We start from the raw sequence: 18,737 nt of genomic DNA, 5'->3' as shown, positions 1-18,737 counted from the left end.
AGAAGTATGTCTAAGAAATTTAGGGGGAAGTGAGATGGTCGGATGAAATTCCATGAGATGGAGATAAATCAAGTAGAAAAGGTCTTAGATACCGACTTTTCGTCTGGGTTATCACCGGAAGCTGTAAAGAAACGAATAGCCCAACATGGGCTTAATGAGTTGGAGGAAGGGGAAAAGCAATCTGCTTTACTCTTATTTTTTAGTCAGTTTAAAGATTTTATGGTTTTAGTGCTGCTCGCAGCCACATTATTATCCGGATTACTTGGTGAATATATTGATGCAGTAGCGATTATTGCTATTGTAATCATTAATGGTATTCTTGGCTTCTATCAAGAAAGAAGAGCTGAGAAATCCTTGCAGGCACTCAAGGAATTATCAGCACCACAGGTTTCCGTATTACGGGATGGACAGTGGGTGAAAATCCCTTCTAAAGAAATTGTTCCTGGAGATATCATTAAGTTTCAAAGTGGAGATAGAATTGGTGCCGATGTACGGATTATCGAATCTAGAAGTTTAGAAATCGAAGAGTCAGCCCTTACTGGTGAGTCTGTACCCGTGTCTAAGCATATAGATCGTTTGAAAACAGTAAACCCTGGAATTGGTGATATGGAAAACATCGCATTTATGGGCACGATGATTACTAGGGGGAGTGGTGCAGGAGTTGTAATTGCGACAGGGATGAAAACAGCAATGGGACAAATTGCCGATTTACTCCAAAATGCCGAAACACAAGAAACACCTCTGCAGCGGCGTTTAGAGCAGCTAGGGAAAATTTTAATAAGTGTAGCTTTATTGTTAACCGTTCTCGTGGTTGCAATTGGTGTTTTACAGGGACATGAGCTTTATACCATGTTCTTAGCAGGTGTTTCCCTGGCAGTTGCCGCTATTCCAGAAGGATTACCGGCAATTGTAACGGTTGCATTGTCGCTTGGAGTCCAAAAAATGATTAAGAAAAATGCCATTGTTAGAAAGCTTCCGGCAGTTGAAACACTTGGCTGTGCCTCGGTTATTTGTTCTGATAAAACGGGAACCATGACGCAAAACAAAATGACAGTTACTCATTTATGGAGTGGAGGTCACACTTGGACAGTTGACGGGGTTGGATACCAGCCTCATGGAGATTTTTATCGTGATAATACACAGGTTTCTCCAAAAGATGAGAAGGCGCTGCAGCAAATGCTTATTTTTGGGATGATCTGCAATCATTCAGAATTAGTGCTAAAAGAGGAAGATTACATTCTTGACGGAGACCCTACTGAAGGTGCATTGCTCGTAAGTGCTATGAAAGCAGGGTTTGACCGTACAAATCTATTGGATGAATTTACCATCATTAAAGAATTTCCATTTGACTCAACAAGAAAAATGATGAGTATGCATGTTAAAGATAAACAAGGCAGGAACTTTATTGTTACAAAAGGTGCACCGGATGTCATTATAGGTAAAAGTGAATCAATCCTCTGGGATGGCAAAACACAATATCTTGGGCAAAATGTTCAGAGTCAAGTGCAAGAGGCAATCAATAGTCTTGCTTCCAAAGCACTTAGAACCATTGCGATTGCCTTTAAACCTATTTCAGCCAATACCGTTATCTTAAGCGAACAGGAAGCAGAAAATAAATTAACCTTTATAGGTGTTCAAGGAATGATTGACCCGCCAAGACCAGAAGTGAAAGATGCGGTGAAAGAATGTAACGAAGCAGGAATAAAAACGGTGATGATAACAGGTGATCATATCATTACAGCTAAAGCCATTGCAGCTCAGCTTGGTATTTTAACGAAGAAAAGTATGGTCCTTGATGGAAATGCATTATCAACCATGTCGGTTGAAGAGCTTGAGGATGTTGTAGATAATGTATCCGTATTTGCACGCGTTTCACCAGAGCATAAATTGAAAATTGTTAAAGCTTTACAAAATAGAGGCCACATTGTAGCGATGACCGGTGATGGCGTGAACGATGCCCCAGCAATAAAGGCTGCAGATATCGGTGTGGCAATGGGGATAACGGGAACAGATGTGGCTAAAGAGGCTTCTTCTCTTGTATTGCTCGATGATAACTTTGCAACCATTAAGTCAGCCATTGAAGAGGGCAGAAATATTTATGAAAACATTCGAAAATTCGTTCGATACTTACTAGCTTCAAATGTAGGAGAGATTTTGGTTATGTTGTTTGCCATGATTATGGCACTACCGCTTCCACTCGTGCCGATTCAAATCCTCTGGGTTAATTTAGTGACCGATGGGCTGCCAGCAATGGCTCTAGGACTTGACCGGCCAGAAGAGGATGTAATGAAGCGTAAACCAAGGAGTCCAAATGAAGGAGTGTTTGCTCGAGGATTAGGCTGGAAAGTCGTTTCTCGGGGCTTCCTTATTGGAATAGTTACCTTGTTTGCCTTTATGATTGTCTATAATCAGAACCCTGCAAATTTGCCATATGCACAAACCATTGCTTTTGCAACTCTTGTTATGGCACAGCTCATTCATGTATTTGATTGTCGGAGCGAAAAATCAGTTCTATCAAGAAATCCATTCGGGAATCAATACCTAGTCTGGGCAGTTATTTCTTCCCTTGCACTAATGATTGTGGTAATCTATTACCCGCCATTTCAACCGATATTTCACACCTTACCAATTCTAGCAAAAGATTGGCTTTTGATTATAGGACTATCCTCTATTCCAACTTTTTTACTAGCCGGATCATTTTTGTTAAGAAAAACAAAATAAAGTGTGTTATAATGCAAAAGGTAGTAGAGGTTACTCTATTACCTTTTGTTAGTTTCCAGATATTAATAAACTTTACATAGTAGGTTAACGCTCATCTTCAATTGATTGGAGTGTACTTAATGGTTATAAGTATGACGGGCTTTGGAAGAAGCAGGATTGCTTCAGCCTCTTTTTCTGTGAATGTAGAAGTCAAAACAGTCAACCATCGTTTTAGTGAAATAAATATTCGGATGCCTAGGCACTTATTAAATGTTGAAGATAAGATAAAGAAAAAATTAAATGAGCATCTTCGTCGTGGCAGAGCAGAAGTTTATATAATGATTGAAGGGGAGGGTGCGGTAACACGAAAAATTCAGGTTGATTGGAAGCTGCTTGAAGAATACTACCTATTTATTAAACAAGCACGTGATAAATTCAATATTGAAGGAAACGTATTACTTCAGGATTTATTAACGCGTAATGAATTTTTACATATTGAAGAAAATGATGCTGGGAATGAAGAATTGGAAAATTTAGTACTTAAAGCTGCAGAAGAAGCGGTTTTAGTATGTAAGCAGATGCGGGTAACGGAAGGAGAAGAGCTAAGAAAGGATTTGCTCACTTCTTTGGGGCTTTTAGCTATAAATATAGATGAACTGAAAGAATTTGCGCCCCTAGTTGTCTCTGCTTATAAGGACCGATTAAGGAAACGAATGGAAGAGTTGGTTCAGGGACAATTTGATGAAACGCGGATAGTAACAGAGGTTGCTATATTTGCTGATAAAATTGATATTAATGAAGAATTAACAAGGTTAAAAAGTCATATTCAGCAATTTACTCAAACGCTGAACGAAGTAGAACCAATTGGCAGAAAACTAGATTTTCTTGTTCAAGAAATGAATAGGGAAGCGAATACAATTGGATCAAAAGCAAATGATTCAACGATAACAATTAAAGTCGTAGAGATAAAAGGTTTGCTTGAAAAGCTGAAAGAACAAGTACAAAATATCGAATAAGAGTGTTTAGAATATGTTTGACACGGCAAAAATATATTATTGATGATTGGATTGATTTTCATGTCGATTAAATTGATTAATATTGGATTTGGAAATATCGTATCTGCCAATCGGATAATTTCAATTGTAAGCCCTGAATCTGCTCCGATTAAGAGGATTATTCAAGATTCCCGCGATCGGGGTTCATTGATTGATGCTACATATGGAAGACGTACTCGTGCTGTAATTGTCATGGATAGTGACCATGTCATTCTATCAGCAGTACAGCCTGAAACGGTTGCCCATCGTCTGAGCGACCGTGATGAAATTATGGATGAAGGGTAGGATTATAGGAAATGCAGGAAAAAGGATTGCTTATCGTATTTTCTGGTCCCTCTGGTGTCGGAAAAGGAACGGTTAGAAAAGAAATATTTTCCCATCCGGACACGGCTTTTGAATATTCTATATCTGCAACAACACGTGCTCCACGCCCTGGAGAAGTAAATGGGGTAGATTATTTATTTAAGACACGCGATGAATTTGAAGAATTAATTAAACAAGGGAAATTATTAGAGTACGCAGAGTTCGTAGGAAATTATTATGGTACCCCTGTAGATTATGTGCGTGAAACCTTAGATGCTGGAAAAGATGTCTTTTTAGAAATCGAAGTCAAAGGCGCACGGCAGGTCAGGGAGAAGTTCCCAGAAGGTTTATTTATCTTCTTAATGCCTCCGAGTCTTTCTGAGTTAAAGAACCGGATTGTAACTAGAGGTACGGAAACAGAAGAGTTAATTAACAATAGGATGTTATCTGCCCGTGAAGAAATTGAAATGATGGAATTATACGATTATGTCGTAGAAAATGATCAAGTAGAATTGGCCTGTGAACGTGTGAAAGCAATTGTTGTCGCTGAACATTGTCGCAGAGAACGTGTTGAACACCGATATAAAAAATTACTGGAGGTCGAATAAATGTTATATCCTTCGATTGATTCATTGCTCAATAAAATTGACTCAAAATACTCACTCGTTTCTGTTGCAGCAAAACGTGCTCGTTCTATGCAGCAAACCCATGACGAAAGATTACCTAAATATGTTTCCTATAAGCATGTAGGGAAAGCGCTCGAGGAAATATACAGCGGTGAACTTACCTATCGTGTTCCTAAGAAATCAGAAACAGGTGCTATATACGGAAAAGATAGCAATATTGGCAAGTAACCACCAGGAAGGTCTGACAGCAGCAAAATGTCAGCCTTTTTTATTTTTTGTCGAAAGAGTGCTGTAAAAGATGAAAAAATAAAGTGTTTCTAGCATAATAAAAGAATAAATACTTGTTGAATAGAAGTGGGGGATACGATGATGTTGGATAAAAAGATTTTATTATGTGTGTCAGGTGGAATTGCGGTGTATAAAGCTGCTGCCTTAACAAGCAAACTTGTCCAAGCAGGAGCAAAGGTAAAAGTAATACTAAGTGACTCTGCAGCAAAATTTGTTTCCCCTTTAACCTTTCAGGCTTTATCTCGTAACGAAGTGTATATCGACACTTTTGATGAGAAAAACCCTAATGTGATTGCACACATCGATTTAGCTGATTGGGCAGATTTAATACTAGTAGCACCAGCGACGGCAAATACGATAGGAAAGCTTGCAAATGGTATTGCAGACAATATGATAACGACGACCTTATTAGCTGCAACTGCACCCGTTTGGATTGCGCCAGCGATGAATGTCCATATGTATGACCATCCGGCAGTGAAAAAGAACATTTCAATCTTGTCTTCATACCATTATCAATTTATTGAACCGAGTGAGGGCTATCTAGCTTGCGGGTATGTAGGTAAGGGCCGTCTAGAGGAGCCTGAGAAAATTGTAGAGTTAATAAAACAGCATTTTTCTAAAAAAAGCTCCTTAAAGCTAATTGGGAAAACACTCTTAATCACTGCTGGTCCAACAAGAGAAAATATTGACCCTGTCCGTTTTATAACGAATCATTCCACAGGGAAAATGGGATATGCTCTTGCAGAAGCAGCGATGAAAGAAGGAGCGAGGGTTCTATTAATCTCTGGCCCTGTCCATTTAACTCCACCACCAGGTGTCGATTTAATTAAAGTTGAGAGTGCAGATGATATGTATCAGGCTGTCATGAACAACTATGCTGCTGCTGATATTATTATAAAAACAGCTGCAGTAGCTGATTATACTCCTAAAGTTTCCTATGACCATAAGATGAAAAAGCAGCCTGGTGATAAGGTAATCGAGTTAGCACGAACGAAAGATATTTTATCTGAGCTTGGTACCATGAAGAGAAATAAGATTCTAGTTGGATTTGCAGCTGAAACTGAAAATGTAGAAGAATACGCACTAAAAAAATTAAAGGCTAAAAATGCAGATATGATTGTGGCCAATAATGTAAAATCAGAAGGTGCTGGATTTGGTATGGATACAAACATTGTTACGTTATTCATGCGAAATGGATCTAAAATTGAGTTACCAATAATGTCAAAGCTGGATGTTGCTTACAGGATTATTGAAGCTATTACTGCGTTGCCAAAGGATTTGGAACCAAATGAAAGTTGCTAGTGTAATCGTTGATGTTCCTGCAAAACAAACGGATAGAGAGTTTGATTATTTAATTCCAGATGAATGGTTAGAAACCATTCAGCCAGGTATGCGTGTAATTGTCCCTTTTGGTCCAAGAAAAATTCAAGGATTTGTTACGGAGATAAAAGCTCAATCAGAATATAAAAAGCTCCGTGAAATTTGTGAGCCGATGGATTTAGAGCCAGTTTTAAATAAGGAATTACTTGAACTAGGGAATTGGCTAACTGAAACTACGCTGTGTTTTAAAATTTATGCCTATCAAGCTATGCTCCCAGCTGCCTTGAAGGCTAAATATGAAAAGAAGGTACAGCTGTCTACAGGTATATCAATTTATGAATTACCTTTACAGCTTCAAGAGATTTTTAAAAATGAGGAAGCGATAAATTGGGATGACGCATTGAAAAATGGTCTGGTCCCCATCCTTCAAAGAGAAGCAGCAAAAGGCCTGCTGGAAGTAATCTATCTAGTAAAAGGAAAGCTGAATAAAAAGAAATTAAAGTATGTCAGCCCGCTCCTATCTCCTGCTGACTTAGAAGCTGAACACAATAGCTTATCACCTAGAGCCGAAAAGCAAAAACAGGCATTGAGGTACTTTATTCAAAAACCTGAACCAGTAGAACTGAGACATTTATCAGCCAACTTAAATATCTCAGCAGCGACCGTAAAAGCGCTTGTGGAAAAGGGACTCCTCACTGAACAGGATATGGAAGTTTATCGTGATCCCTATGAAAACCGGACTTTTACCAGGACGGAACCTTTGCCATTAACCAATGATCAGCAGGAAGCTATGGGGCCAATAGTAGGTTCAATTGAAGATAGGGTCCATGAAGTTTTCCTCCTCTATGGGGTAACAGGCAGCGGGAAAACTGAAATTTACTTGCAATCTATTCAGGATGTCATTGAGAAAGGCAGAGAAGCCATAGTTCTTGTACCAGAAATTGCTCTTACTCCACAAATGGTAAATCGCTTTAAAGGGCGTTTTGGCAATTTAGTTGCCGTATTACATAGTGGACTTTCAGCAGGTGAGAAATATGATGAGTGGCGGAAGATTCAGCGCAAAGAAGTCAAAGTGGTTGTCGGTGCCAGGTCAGCGATTTTTGCTCCATTCGAAAATCTGGGGATTATTATTATTGATGAAGAACATGAAACAAGCTATAAACAAGAAGAAATGCCTCGCTATCATGCAAGAGATGTGGCGATTGAACGTGCAGGTAAATATAAATGTCCGGTTGTCCTCGGAAGTGCTACACCTTCTTTAGAATCATTTGCAAGAGCTCAAAAAGGGGTATACAAACTGTTGTCTCTCCCAAACCGAATGAATCAGCGGGCACTTCCTGCTGTTGAAATTATTGATATGCGTGAAGAACTTAGAGCAGGGAATCGTTCCATGTTTTCTAGAAAGCTTTTTGAACTATTGAAGGAAAGAATCGATAGGAAAGAGCAGACTGTATTATTTTTAAATAAACGCGGTCACTCTTCTTTTGTTATGTGCAGGGATTGCGGGTTCGTGATGAATTGCCCTAATTGTGATATTTCCTTAACCTATCACAGAGTTAAGGAACAGATGAAATGCCATTACTGCGGACATGAAAGCCATGTGCCTAATCAATGTCCTGAATGTTCAAGTGATTATATCCGTTATTTCGGGACAGGAACACAAAAGGTGGAGGATGAGCTTGGTAAAATTCTTCCTGAGGCAAAGGTAATTCGGATGGATGTAGATACAACAGGAAAAAAGGGGTCGCATGAGAGGCTATTAAAGGAATTTCATGAAGGGAATGCCGATATTCTTTTAGGGACACAAATGATTGCCAAAGGACTAGATTTTCCGAATATCACACTTGTTGGAGTTCTCTCAGCAGATACAATGCTTCATTTACCAGATTTTCGCTCTTCTGAAAAAACGTTCCAGCTATTAACCCAAGTTAGCGGCAGGGCGGGGCGGCATGAATTACCCGGGGAAGTTATTATCCAGACGTATACTCCTGAACACTATAGTATAGAACTTGCTGGAACACAGGACTATGATCTTTTTTATAATCGTGAGATGATGATGCGAAAGGCACATCATTACCCGCCATTTTATTATTTAGCCTTAATTACCATCAGTCATGAACAATTAATAAACGTAGTTTCGGCAACGGAAAAGATTGCTGCTTTTGTACGGTCACGAATTTCTAATCAAGCAGTTGTTTTGGGACCTGCTGCCTCACCAATCCCAAGAATTAACAATCGATACCGCTACCATTGCCTTATTAAATATAAGCGTGAACCAGAGCTTACAAAGACGTTAAAAACCATACTCGACCAGTACCAAAACGACCCAAAAAGCGGATTACTAGTATCCATAGACGTAAACCCATTTATATTAATGTAAGATACTCAAAAATCGTTGATATAAAAGGTTATGATCAAGTATTTTGGGTGAAAATGAATAGTAATAAATTATAACAGATAAAAAAATCGGACAACTTTGAATCAGATGGAGGAACACCTTTGGCTATACAAAAGATTGTTATGTACCCTGCAGAGGTACTCGAAAAAAAGTGCAGACCTGTAGTGAAATTTGACAGAAAGCTTGCTAAATTACTTGATGATATGTATGAAACAATGATTGAATACGATGGTGTTGGACTTGCTGCTCCGCAAATTGGAATAGATGAAAGAATTGCCATTGTTGATATAGATAATGAACTAGGGACAATTGAGATGATTAATCCTCAAATCATAGAAACATCTGGGGAGCAAAATGGGCCAGAAGGATGTTTAAGCTTTCCAGATTTGTTTGGAGAGGTTACAAGACCAAATTATGTGAAGATTGAGGCCTATAATCGCAAGGGAAAAAAGTACACGCTCGAAGCAGAAGAATTTCTTGCTAGAGCGATTCTTCATGAAATTGATCATTTGGACGGGATATTATTTACAACGAAGGTAAGCCGATATCTCGAGGAAGATGAATTAAAAGGAGTAGAAATGGAATGACGAGAATCGTGTTTATGGGTACCCCGGATTTTTCTGTACCCGTCCTGCGTAGAATTATTGATGACGGTTATGAGGTTATTGGTGTGGTTACTCAGCCCGACAGACCTGTTGGCAGAAAAAAGGTGCTTACTCCACCGCCTGTCAAGGTTGAAGCGTTAAAACATGGAATCCCGGTCTATCAACCTGAAAAAATCCGCCAAAAAGATGAAATGGAAAAGATTCTTTCTTTGAATCCTGACCTCATCATTACAGCCGCTTTTGGACAAATATTGCCAAATGAAATATTAGAAGCACCAACACATGGCTGTATTAATGTTCATGCCTCTCTTCTGCCAGAACTTCGGGGCGGGGCGCCTATCCATTATGCCCTCATCCAAGGCAAGAAGAAAACGGGGATAACCATTATGTATATGGTAGAAAAACTGGATGCAGGTGATATATTAACGCAAGTTGAGGTGGAAATTACTGAGGAAGATAATGTTGGTTCACTTCATACAAAGCTTAGTGCTGCAGGGGCTGAATTACTGTCAGATACGCTTCCTAAGCTATTAGAAGGAAAATTAACACCTGTCCCTCAAAATAATGAAAAAGCCACATTCGCTTATAACATAAAAAGGGATCAAGAAAGAATCAATTGGTCCAAAACAGGTGAGGAAATCTATAATCATATTCGCGGATTAAATCCATGGCCGGTTGCTTTTACAACTCTAGATGGTCAAACATTGAAACTATGGCGCTCTGAAAAGGTTACAGGAGTGAAGAGTGAGGTGCCTGGGACTATCATTCAGAATAATCCTGAGGGTATGATTGTAGCAACCGGTAATGAAACAGCTATTAAGATTAAAGAGCTGCAGCCCGCTGGTAAAACAAAAATGACGAGTGAAGAATTTTACAGAGGTGCAGGATCGAAAATCATAGTTGGCAAGAGACTAGGAGAATCAAATGACGAATAAAAAGAAAAATGTGCGTGAAGCCGCAATGGATTTACTGGATACGATAGAAAAGAACCAATCATATAGTAACCTGCTGCTTAATACAACGATTGAGAAAAATAAAATTTCTTCTCTTGATATAGGGCTTCTGACTGAGTTAACATATGGAACCTTACAAAGAAGGATGGCACTAGACTTCTTTTTAAAGCCCTTTATTAAAAACAGCAAAAAGTTGGAAAAATGGGTCCTTCAGCTGTTAAGGATTACCCTTTATCAAATGGTATACCTTGATAAAATCCCAGATAGAGCAGCAATATTCGAAGCAGTGGAAATTGCCAAAAAGCGGGGCCACAAGGGTATTTCTGGTATGGTAAATGGTGTCCTACGCAGTATTCAGCGTGAAGGCATTCCATCTTTGGATGTGATTAGTGATCCCATTGAAAGATTATCAATCGAAACAAGCCACCCAGAATGGCTCGTTAAGAGATGGGTAAGTCAGTTTGGTATGGAAAGAACAAAAGAAATGTGTGAGGTCAACTTAACTGCACCGCTGCAAACAGCAAGAGTGAATCTAACGAAAACTACCATACGTGAATGTATTGAGGATCTTGATGAAGAAGGCTTTCAAATCGAAAAAAGCCCAATTATTCCTGAAGCAATTCGCTCGCTAAAAGGAAATTTAGCCTTTTCAAGGGCATTTAAAAAAGGCATGATTACCATTCAAGACGAAAGCTCAATGCTCGCAGCCTATGCACTAGCTCCCAATGAAAACGAACTAATCTTGGATGCTTGCGCAGCTCCTGGCGGAAAAAGTACTCATATTGCAGAAACCATGAAACTAACCGGGGGAGTAATCTCGCTCGATTTACATGAGCACAAAGTAAAATTAATTAATGAAAATGCTAAACGTTTAGGTTTGGGCAATATAAGGACAATCGCAATGGATTCACGAAATGCGGGAGAACATTTTGAAAAGGAATACTTTGACCGAATACTTCTCGATGCCCCATGTTCTGGATTAGGGGTTATGAGAAGGAAACCGGACATGAAATATACTAAAAAAGAACAAGATCTTAATCAATTAAGTATAATTCAACAAAATTTATTAAAATCTGTGTCGCCTTTAGTCAAAAAAGGTGGAATTCTTGTCTATAGTACGTGTACAGTAGATAAGGAAGAAAATGAAAATACTGTCTTTACATTTTTACAGGAGCATCCTGAATTTGAAATGGATGTTACCTTAAGAGATAGAATGCCGGAGGCCATCCAACCATTGGTAACAGAAGGTTTTTTACAAATTCTTCCTCAGGATTTTGGCTCTGATGGGTTCTTTATCGCAAGCTTAAGAAAGAAGGTGTAACAGTTGGAACAATTAAATACAACTGAGAACAATACAACATTGGAAATGAAAAAAACGTCGATTTATTCCCTGCAGCTTCATGAACTCAAGGAATGGCTGACAAATAATGGTGAAAAGCCTTTCCGGGCCGAACAAATCTATGACTGGCTGTACAAGAAAAGAATTTCTTCTTTTGAAGATATGAATAATTTATCGAAAAGTTTACGAGATAAGCTTTCGGATAATTTTCAAATCACAACTTTAAAAACAGTTATTAAGCAATCTTCTTCTGATGGGACCATTAAATTTCTATTTGAACTTCACGATGGATATTCAATTGAGACTGTTTTAATGCGCCATGATTATGGGAATTCAGTTTGTGTTACAACCCAGGTCGGCTGCAGAATTGGCTGTACCTTCTGTGCTTCAACACTTGGCGGGCTTAAGCGTCATTTAGAAGCAGGAGAAATTGTTGCTCAGGTTGTTACTGTTCAGCAAGCTCTAGACGAAACAGATGAGCGTGTCAGCTCGGTCGTGATTATGGGAATTGGAGAACCTTTTGACAATTACGATAATATGATGGCATTTCTAAAAATCATCAATCATGATAAAGCATTAATGATTGGTGCACGTCATATAACCGTATCAACTAGCGGTATTGTTCCGAAGATTTATCAATTTGCTGATGAAAATATGCAGATTAATTTTGCGATTTCTTTGCATGCGCCTAACACTGAATTAAGATCCCGATTAATGCCTATTAACAGGGCATATAAACTTGATGACTTAATGAAATCTGTAAGGTATTATATCGATAAGACAGGGCGGAGAATTAGCTTTGAGTATGGTCTTTTTGGCGGTGTAAATGATTCTGTGGAACATGCAGAAGAATTAGCTGACCTCCTGAAGGGGTTAAAATGCCATGTTAATTTAATTCCTGTTAATTATGTTCCCGAGCGGGACTATGTACGTACTCCAAAGGATAAAATTTTTGCATTTGAAAAAACACTCAAAAATCGTGGCATAAATGTAACGATTCGCAGGGAGCAAGGACACGACATTGACGCAGCATGTGGACAACTTCGTGCAAAGGAGCGAAAAGAGGAGACGAGGTGAACGGTTTGAAAGCAGTATTTATGACTGACCAAGGCAAGGTCAGGCAACATAATGAAGATGCTGGTGGAATATTTGTAAACAAGGACGGTAACCGCCTAGCCATTGTCGCAGATGGTATGGGGGGTCACCGTGCTGGTGACGTTGCCAGCCAGATGACGATTTCTCAGTTGAAGAACGAATGGGAAGATTCATCGGGTATAGCAACTGCGGGTGATGCAGAAAGTTGGTTAAATGACCAAATTACAAATGTAAATAGCTTGCTTTTTAATCATGCAATGACCAACTTAGAATGTGATGGTATGGGTACTACGGTTGTTGCTGCAATTAGTACCAACCGATTTGTGACCATTGCAAACATAGGTGACAGCAGATGTTATTTACTAAATGAAAGTGGTTTTAAACAGGTTACCGAAGATCATTCTTTAGTTAATGAGCTTGTTCGAACAGGGCAAATCTCGCGGGAAGACGCAGAGCATCATCCACGGAAAAATGTACTATTACGTGCTCTTGGTACTGAAAAGGCAGTAGAAATGGATATTAAAACGATCATTTTTGAAGAAGGGGATACCCTCTTATTATGTTCTGACGGGCTTTCCAATAAGGTTAATGAAAAAGAAATGAGTGTAATTCTGACGAATGAAGAAACATTGGAGCAGAAAGCTAGTACCCTTATTTCGATTGCAAATGAAAATGGCGGAGAGGATAACATTACACTTGCAATTGTTGAGTTTGCTGATTTCAGCGAGGGTGATGCATAATGTTGATTGGAAAACGATTAAGTGGCCGCTATAAAGTATTAGAAATGATTGGCGGAGGCGGGATGGCGAATGTGTATTTAGCCCACGACATGATCCTTGATCGTGATGTGGCTGTCAAAATGCTGCGCCTTGATTTTGCAAATGATGAAGAATTTATACGCCGGTTCCGTAGAGAAGCCCAATCTGCTACAAGTTTAGCCCATCCTAATATCGTAAGTATCTATGATGTAGGAGAAGAAAGTGATCTTTATTATATTGTCATGGAATATGTCGAAGGTCAAACATTAAAACAATACATACAACAGAGTTCACCCTTACAGGTTGAAGATACCCTTGAAATTATGAAACAGCTGACCTCTGCTATTTCCCATGCACACCAAAACCAGATTATCCACCGGGATATCAAGCCTCAAAATATTCTCGTTGACCGATTTGGAAATGTCAAAATAACTGACTTTGGCATTGCAATGGCCCTAAGTGCAACAAGTATTACCCAAACAAATTCAGTTCTGGGATCCGTTCACTATTTATCACCTGAACAAGCACGCGGTGGCATGGCAAATAAAAAATCAGATGTTTATTCACTTGGAATTGTCATGTTTGAATTATTAACAGGCAGACTTCCCTTTTCAGGCGAATCTGCTGTTTCCATTGCCTTAAAGCATTTGCAATCGGAAACACCATCCGTAAGAAGGTGGAATCCGAACATTCCTCAAAGTGTTGAAAATATTGTCCTGAAGGCAACGGCTAAGGATTCTTTTCATCGTTATAACAATGTAGATGAAATGGAAGAAGATTTAAGGACAGCACTCGATTCTGAGAGATTAAATGAACAGAAATTTGTCATTCCAGATGATGATGAAGCGACAAAAGCTATACCGGTGATTACCAATGATCGTCCACTGCAAAATCTTGGTGAAACAATGGTACATAGTCAGGATAAAAACAAAGGTAATGATGTTGTTTCAAAAGGCAAAGAACAGAAAAAACGTAAAAAGTGGCCAATTATTCTAATTTCAACTTTCTTAATCTTATCATTATTAGGGTTATTTACTTTTCTAGTATTACCAGGACTAATTTCTCCTAAAGATGTTACAATCCCTGACGTTAGTGGTTTGGAACGGGGGGAAGCAATTGCAAAGTTAGAAACTGCGGGTTTACAGGTGGATGAAGAAATAGACAGTACCCATCAAGAAATTGAAGAGGGAAAAGTAATAAAAACTAATCCCGAAGAAGGAAGTACCGTTAAGGAAGATACTGCAATTTCTATATACATTAGTATTGGTAAAGAAAAATTCGAATTACCGGATTATACTGGTCGGAAATATGAAGATGTGATGCGGATATTAGATAATCAAGACTTTAAGGATATCAAAATAAATGAGGTATACGACGATAGTGACAAGGGCACAATCCTAAGTCAAAAGCCTGAAAGCGGCGAAAAAATAGTCCCAGAAGATACAATACTTGAATTTGAAGTTAGCAAGGGACCGGAGAAAATAATCTTAAGAGATTTAACACAGTCTAATACAAAAGGTGCACAGGCTTATGTTGACTCTGTCGGTCTTACGCTTGATGCCTCAGTGGAAAAGTATGATGATACAATTCCAGCTGGCAATATAATATCACAGTCACCACCTTCGGGAACAGAGATGAAAAAGGGTGATACAGTTTCAGTGGTTATTTCAAAAGGAAAAGAAGAGAAACCACCTAAAACTGTACCTGTTGATATTCAGATTGAGTATACAGGAACAATACCAGGTCAAGAACAAAAGGTTATTATTTACATTGAAGATGTTAATCGAAGTATGATTACTCCAGCAGAGACCTTTCCAATTTTTGCAACAACCCATAAAACGATAGAACTATTAGTTCCATTTGATGGGAGTGCAGGATATAAAGTGTATAGAGATAATACGGTCATATACGATAAGACTGTAGATTACCCGGAAGATTAATCGTTAAAATCATTGCTATGATAAAAGGCAAGGAGTGTGGCTATGCCTGAAGGGAAAATTGTAAAAGCATTAAGTGGGTTTTATTATGTACTACATGACGGAGAAATGATTCAGTGCCGCGGAAGAGGTGTTTTTCGGAAGAATAAGATTACACCTCTTGTTGGCGATGAAGTTGTTTTTCAAGCCGAAAATGATCGTGAAGGTTATATTATGGAAGTGAAAGAAAGGAAGAATGAACTTGTACGTCCGCCTATCGCGAACGTGGACCAAGCCATTCTAGTTTTCTCCGCTGTTGAACCGGATTTTAGTACCACGCTTCTTGATCGATTTCTTGTACTGGTTGAATATAATCATATTCAACCACTTATATGTATTACAAAAATGGATTTAACCAATGAGAAGGAAAAGCAAGCGATTACCGAATATGCTGTGCAATACAGGAAGATGGGGTATGAAGTATTACTTACTTCATCTGAAACAGAAGCAGGGATTGAAGCGTTAAACCCGCATGTCGAAGAAAAGATATCAGTGTTTGCCGGCCAATCAGGAGTGGGAAAGTCATCTCTATTAAATGTGCTGCGACCAGACCTTGAACTGAAAACAAATGATATTTCCTCCCATTTAGGCAGAGGGAAGCATACTACACGACATGTCGAATTAATTAGTGTCGGTAATGGTCTAATTGCTGACACTCCGGGATTCAGTTCATTGGAATTCACTACGATTGAGGCAGAAGAGCTAGCTTATTGCTTTCCGGAAATAGCACGAGAAAGTGAGAATTGTAAATTTCGAGCCTGTTTACATATAAGTGAGCCAAAATGTGCAGTGAAGGCAGCGGTTGAAGACCAAACGATTACCCAATATCGTTATCAACATTATGTTGATTTCCTACAAGAAATAAAAGAAAGAAAGCCGAGGTATTAATGATGGTGAAAATAGCACCTTCCATCCTTTCTGCGGATTTCGCAAGATTAGGTGAGGAAATCGTCGCAGTTGAAAAGGCAGGAGCTGACTATATCCATATTGATGTTATGGATGGTCATTTTGTTCCAAATATTACAATTGGCCCATTAATCGTGGAGGCAATTCGTCCAGTAACAAAGCTTCCGCTAGATGTTCATCTTATGATTGAAAATCCTGACCAATATATTGAAAATTTTGCTAAGGCAGGAGCAGATTACATTACCGTCCATGTTGAGGCTTGCAGGCATCTTCATCGGACCATTCACCATATTAAATCTTTTGGTATTAAAGCTGGAGTAGTCTTAAATCCAGCTACTCCAGTTGAGTCTATTCAACATATAGTAGCAGATATTGATATGGTGTTATTAATGTCCGTAAACCCTGGTTTTGGCGGACAAAAGTTCATACCTGAAGTCCTTCCTAAAATTAGGAAAGTTAAGGAAATGGGCGACTCAATAGGGAAAGAACTTGAGATAGAAATAGATGGCGGGGTAAATCCTGAAACGGCAAAACTATGTATGGAGGCTGGAGCCAACGTTCTAGTTGCTGGATCAGCTATTTATAATCAAGAGGACTACGCAGCTGCCATTTCATTATTAAGAGGTTAAAAGTACAAAGCTGGCTATAATGCTGGCTTTTTTTTAGTAAAAAGGGGGATATTTTAGAGTGCATATAAATATCTTAGCTGGGGGACCTACTGAACTTCTACCTAATTTGAAGGAATATTTAGGTGAAGATGAGCTGTGGGTAGGTGTCGATCGGGGCGTTTACACCCTGATAAATATGAATATAACCCCGAAAATCGGCTTTGGAGACTTTGATTCTGTATCCAACGAAGAATATAGAGTTATTGAAAAACATGTAAAGGCTATGAGGAGGTATAAGCCTGAAAAAAATGAAACAGATATGGAGCTTGCATTGAATTGGGCCATTAAACAAAATCCTGATTTAATCCGGATTTTTGGTGCCAGCGGTGGGAGATTAGACCACTTCTTAGCGAATGTCCAATTATTGACCAAACCTTTATTGGAAAACAACCATGTGAAAATTTTTCTTATCGATAACCAAAATATCCTATCATTAAAAGGTCCCGGCAGTTATAAAATGAGAAAGAGGGCAGATAAAAAGTATGTATCTTTTGTTCCGCTAACCCTTAACGTGAAAGGGCTCACTCTTGAAGGATTTAAATATCCATTAAATGATTGTCATATCACCATCGGCTCAACATTATGTATTAGTAATGAACTTATTAGTGATAATGGTACTTTTTCATTTTCAGAAGGCATATTATTAGTGATAAGAAGTACTGATTAATAGCTATAAAGTGGTACTGATTTCGTCCGTATGAATAAAATAGTAAGGGCGTACGAGAGAAGTTTAGATGTGTGAGATGGTGAGGAGGGACATAAATGAAGTTTTATACAATTAAATTGCCAAAGTTTTTAGGTGGACTTGTCCGAGCGATGATTGGTGCATTTAAAAAGAATGAATAGAAGAATGTCTAAGCACCTATTATGGGTGCTTTTTTATTTTGAGGGAAAGATGGGTAAGATAGTAAGAAAGGGCACCCTGATTAAGGATGCCCTCACATATTATACGCGTTCTACTTTACCAGATCTTAACGCTCTTGTAGAAACCCAAACACGTTTAGGCTTTCCATCAACAAGAATACGTACTTTTTGTAGGTTAGCACCCCATGTACGCTTGTTAGCGTTCATAGCGTGTGAACGTGCATTACCAGACGTTGTTTTTCTTCCAGTTACAACACATTTACGTGGCATAATGATTCCCTCCTTATTACCAAAAGCTTTATACAGCATTTACGTTATTGTCTAAAGATACTTTAATAATTTATCATACAACCTGTTTGAATGCAATAGTGATTAATAAACCTTTCAAGAAAAATACCTTGACATGCATGATTATGGATTGTGTAGTCAATAAGAATAAAGTATCGCTTTCAAATTTTTCTTGACTATAGTAAAATGACTTTAGTCAAGGAGCAAATTCCAAAAGGGGGAACGATTCATGTCCATCGAATTAAAAACTAAGTTCGGACAAATTGATATTTCAAATGAAGTAATCGCCACCATCGCTGGAGGTGCCGCTATCGATTGTTATGGAATTGTCGGTATGGCATCAAAGAGTCAGATAAAAGACGGTCTTACAGAAATTTTAAGAAGAGAAAATTTTACTCGTGGAGTTATTGTTCGCCAAGAGAATGAGGAAGTACATATTGATATGTATATAATTGTCAGCTATGGAACAAAGATTTCCGAGGTTGCGCATAACGTGCAATCAAAGGTGAAATACACACTTGATAAGACCGTTGGACTTGCCGTTGACTCGGTAAATATTTACGTTCAGGGAGTTCGTGTTACGAACCCTTAAGTG

Annotated in this window: 19 protein-coding genes; 18 read left to right on the top strand and 1 reads right to left on the bottom strand. The window is 38.6% G+C overall.

The features are described from left to right. Window positions 1–42: 42 nt before the first annotated feature. The 17 genes from M3189_RS01315 to spoVM all read left to right on the top strand — a co-directional run bounded on the left by M3189_RS01315 (window position 43) and on the right by spoVM (window position 17,836). A complete protein-coding gene (locus tag M3189_RS01315; RefSeq protein WP_251631078.1) occupies window positions 43–2,721 on the top strand; it encodes a calcium-translocating P-type ATPase, SERCA-type in 2,679 nt (892 codons plus the stop codon). A 119-nt stretch (window positions 2,722–2,840) separates the two neighbouring features. Further along, the gene (locus tag M3189_RS01310) at window positions 2,841–3,716 is read left to right on the top strand and encodes a YicC/YloC family endoribonuclease (protein ID WP_251631076.1); all 876 of its coding nucleotides are present in this window, start codon (window positions 2,841–2,843) and stop codon (window positions 3,714–3,716) included. A 60-nt stretch (window positions 3,717–3,776) separates the two neighbouring features. Beyond that, entirely contained in the window at window positions 3,777–4,040 is a 264-nt protein-coding gene (gene remA, locus M3189_RS01305; RefSeq protein ID WP_251631074.1) for an extracellular matrix/biofilm regulator RemA, read from the top strand. Window positions 4,041–4,051: 11 nt separating this feature from the next. Further along, window positions 4,052–4,666: a guanylate kinase gene (gene gmk / locus M3189_RS01300; protein WP_251631071.1), complete on the top strand. Its 615-nt coding sequence runs from the start codon at window positions 4,052–4,054 to the stop codon at window positions 4,664–4,666. After that, window positions 4,667–4,912: a DNA-directed RNA polymerase subunit omega gene (rpoZ, locus tag M3189_RS01295; protein WP_090758072.1), complete on the top strand. Its 246-nt coding sequence runs from the start codon at window positions 4,667–4,669 to the stop codon at window positions 4,910–4,912. Window positions 4,913–5,050: 138 nt separating this feature from the next. Then, window positions 5,051–6,274 (top strand): bifunctional phosphopantothenoylcysteine decarboxylase/phosphopantothenate--cysteine ligase CoaBC, encoded by a 1,224-nt coding sequence (gene coaBC / locus M3189_RS01290; protein WP_251631069.1) that lies wholly within the window; start codon window positions 5,051–5,053, stop codon window positions 6,272–6,274. Then, window positions 6,261–8,672, top strand: coding sequence for a primosomal protein N' (priA, locus tag M3189_RS01285; protein ID WP_251631066.1), 2,412 nt, complete (start codon window positions 6,261–6,263; stop codon window positions 8,670–8,672). Before coaBC ends, priA begins: the two co-directional genes overlap by 14 nt. 119 nt (window positions 8,673–8,791) lie before the next feature. Then, a complete protein-coding gene (def, locus tag M3189_RS01280; RefSeq protein ID WP_251631064.1) occupies window positions 8,792–9,277 on the top strand; it encodes a peptide deformylase in 486 nt (161 codons plus the stop codon). Next, complete coding sequence (gene fmt / locus M3189_RS01275) at window positions 9,274–10,230, top strand: methionyl-tRNA formyltransferase (protein ID WP_251631062.1); 957 nt, start codon at window positions 9,274–9,276, stop codon at window positions 10,228–10,230. The genes def and fmt overlap by 4 nt, the downstream gene beginning before the upstream one ends. Then, on the top strand, window positions 10,220–11,569 hold the full coding sequence (rsmB, locus tag M3189_RS01270; protein WP_251631060.1) for a 16S rRNA (cytosine(967)-C(5))-methyltransferase RsmB: 1,350 nt from the start codon (window positions 10,220–10,222) through the stop codon (window positions 11,567–11,569). The genes fmt and rsmB overlap by 11 nt, the downstream gene beginning before the upstream one ends. Window positions 11,570–11,572: 3 nt before the next feature. After that, the gene (gene rlmN, locus M3189_RS01265; RefSeq protein WP_435368046.1) at window positions 11,573–12,664 is read left to right on the top strand and encodes a 23S rRNA (adenine(2503)-C(2))-methyltransferase RlmN; all 1,092 of its coding nucleotides are present in this window, start codon (window positions 11,573–11,575) and stop codon (window positions 12,662–12,664) included. A gap of 5 nt (window positions 12,665–12,669) precedes the next feature. Then, window positions 12,670–13,422, top strand: a complete 753-nt coding sequence (locus M3189_RS01260) for a Stp1/IreP family PP2C-type Ser/Thr phosphatase (protein WP_285889335.1) — start codon at window positions 12,670–12,672, stop codon at window positions 13,420–13,422. Then, window positions 13,422–15,380, top strand: coding sequence for a Stk1 family PASTA domain-containing Ser/Thr kinase (pknB, locus tag M3189_RS01255; RefSeq protein WP_251631058.1), 1,959 nt, complete (start codon window positions 13,422–13,424; stop codon window positions 15,378–15,380). Before M3189_RS01260 ends, pknB begins: the two co-directional genes overlap by 1 nt. Window positions 15,381–15,422: 42 nt before the next feature. After that, window positions 15,423–16,304: a ribosome small subunit-dependent GTPase A gene (rsgA, locus tag M3189_RS01250; protein WP_251631055.1), complete on the top strand. Its 882-nt coding sequence runs from the start codon at window positions 15,423–15,425 to the stop codon at window positions 16,302–16,304. A gap of 2 nt (window positions 16,305–16,306) precedes the next feature. Further along, window positions 16,307–16,951 (top strand): ribulose-phosphate 3-epimerase, encoded by a 645-nt coding sequence (gene rpe / locus M3189_RS01245; RefSeq protein ID WP_251632046.1) that lies wholly within the window; start codon window positions 16,307–16,309, stop codon window positions 16,949–16,951. Window positions 16,952–17,009: 58 nt separating this feature from the next. Further along, on the top strand, window positions 17,010–17,657 hold the full coding sequence (locus M3189_RS01240; RefSeq protein WP_251631053.1) for a thiamine diphosphokinase: 648 nt from the start codon (window positions 17,010–17,012) through the stop codon (window positions 17,655–17,657). 95 nt (window positions 17,658–17,752) lie between these two features. Further along, window positions 17,753–17,836, top strand: a complete 84-nt coding sequence (gene spoVM / locus M3189_RS01235; RefSeq protein WP_035445740.1) for a stage V sporulation protein SpoVM — start codon at window positions 17,753–17,755, stop codon at window positions 17,834–17,836. 99 nt (window positions 17,837–17,935) lie between these two features. On the opposite strand, the gene rpmB is transcribed toward spoVM, so the two are convergent. Then, a complete protein-coding gene (gene rpmB / locus M3189_RS01230; protein ID WP_251631051.1) occupies window positions 17,936–18,124 on the bottom strand; it encodes a 50S ribosomal protein L28 in 189 nt (62 codons plus the stop codon). Between the two features lie 247 nt (window positions 18,125–18,371). On the opposite strand from rpmB, the gene M3189_RS01225 reads away from it, so the two are divergent. Next, window positions 18,372–18,734 (top strand): Asp23/Gls24 family envelope stress response protein, encoded by a 363-nt coding sequence (locus tag M3189_RS01225; protein ID WP_063251637.1) that lies wholly within the window; start codon window positions 18,372–18,374, stop codon window positions 18,732–18,734. The last annotated feature ends 3 nt before the right edge of the window (window positions 18,735–18,737 follow it).

It is taken from the genome of Neobacillus niacini (assembly GCF_023715415.1).
GTDB lineage: Bacteria > Bacillota > Bacilli > Bacillales > Cytobacillaceae > Neobacillus > Neobacillus niacini_C.
The sequence above is the reverse complement of the archived record's forward strand: the minus strand, read 5'-3'. Positions and strand labels throughout refer to the sequence as shown.

Coding starts and splice junctions, on each gene's coding strand:
- M3189_RS01315 (WP_251631078.1), top strand. CDS start 43: ATGAAATTCCATGAGATGGAGATAAATCAAGTAGAAAAGGTCTTAGAT.
- M3189_RS01310 (WP_251631076.1), top strand. CDS start 2,841: ATGGTTATAAGTATGACGGGCTTTGGAAGAAGCAGGATTGCTTCAGCC.
- remA (WP_251631074.1), top strand. CDS start 3,777: ATGTCGATTAAATTGATTAATATTGGATTTGGAAATATCGTATCTGCC.
- gmk (WP_251631071.1), top strand. CDS start 4,052: ATGCAGGAAAAAGGATTGCTTATCGTATTTTCTGGTCCCTCTGGTGTC.
- rpoZ (WP_090758072.1), top strand. CDS start 4,667: ATGTTATATCCTTCGATTGATTCATTGCTCAATAAAATTGACTCAAAA.
- coaBC (WP_251631069.1), top strand. CDS start 5,051: ATGATGTTGGATAAAAAGATTTTATTATGTGTGTCAGGTGGAATTGCG.
- priA (WP_251631066.1), top strand. CDS start 6,261: ATGAAAGTTGCTAGTGTAATCGTTGATGTTCCTGCAAAACAAACGGAT.
- fmt (WP_251631062.1), top strand. CDS start 9,274: ATGACGAGAATCGTGTTTATGGGTACCCCGGATTTTTCTGTACCCGTC.
- rsmB (WP_251631060.1), top strand. CDS start 10,220: ATGACGAATAAAAAGAAAAATGTGCGTGAAGCCGCAATGGATTTACTG.
- pknB (WP_251631058.1), top strand. CDS start 13,422: ATGTTGATTGGAAAACGATTAAGTGGCCGCTATAAAGTATTAGAAATG.
- rsgA (WP_251631055.1), top strand. CDS start 15,423: ATGCCTGAAGGGAAAATTGTAAAAGCATTAAGTGGGTTTTATTATGTA.
- rpe (WP_251632046.1), top strand. CDS start 16,307: ATGGTGAAAATAGCACCTTCCATCCTTTCTGCGGATTTCGCAAGATTA.
- spoVM (WP_035445740.1), top strand. CDS start 17,753: ATGAAGTTTTATACAATTAAATTGCCAAAGTTTTTAGGTGGACTTGTC.
- rpmB (WP_251631051.1), bottom strand. CDS start 18,124: ATGCCACGTAAATGTGTTGTAACTGGAAGAAAAACAACGTCTGGTAAT.
- M3189_RS01225 (WP_063251637.1), top strand. CDS start 18,372: ATGTCCATCGAATTAAAAACTAAGTTCGGACAAATTGATATTTCAAAT.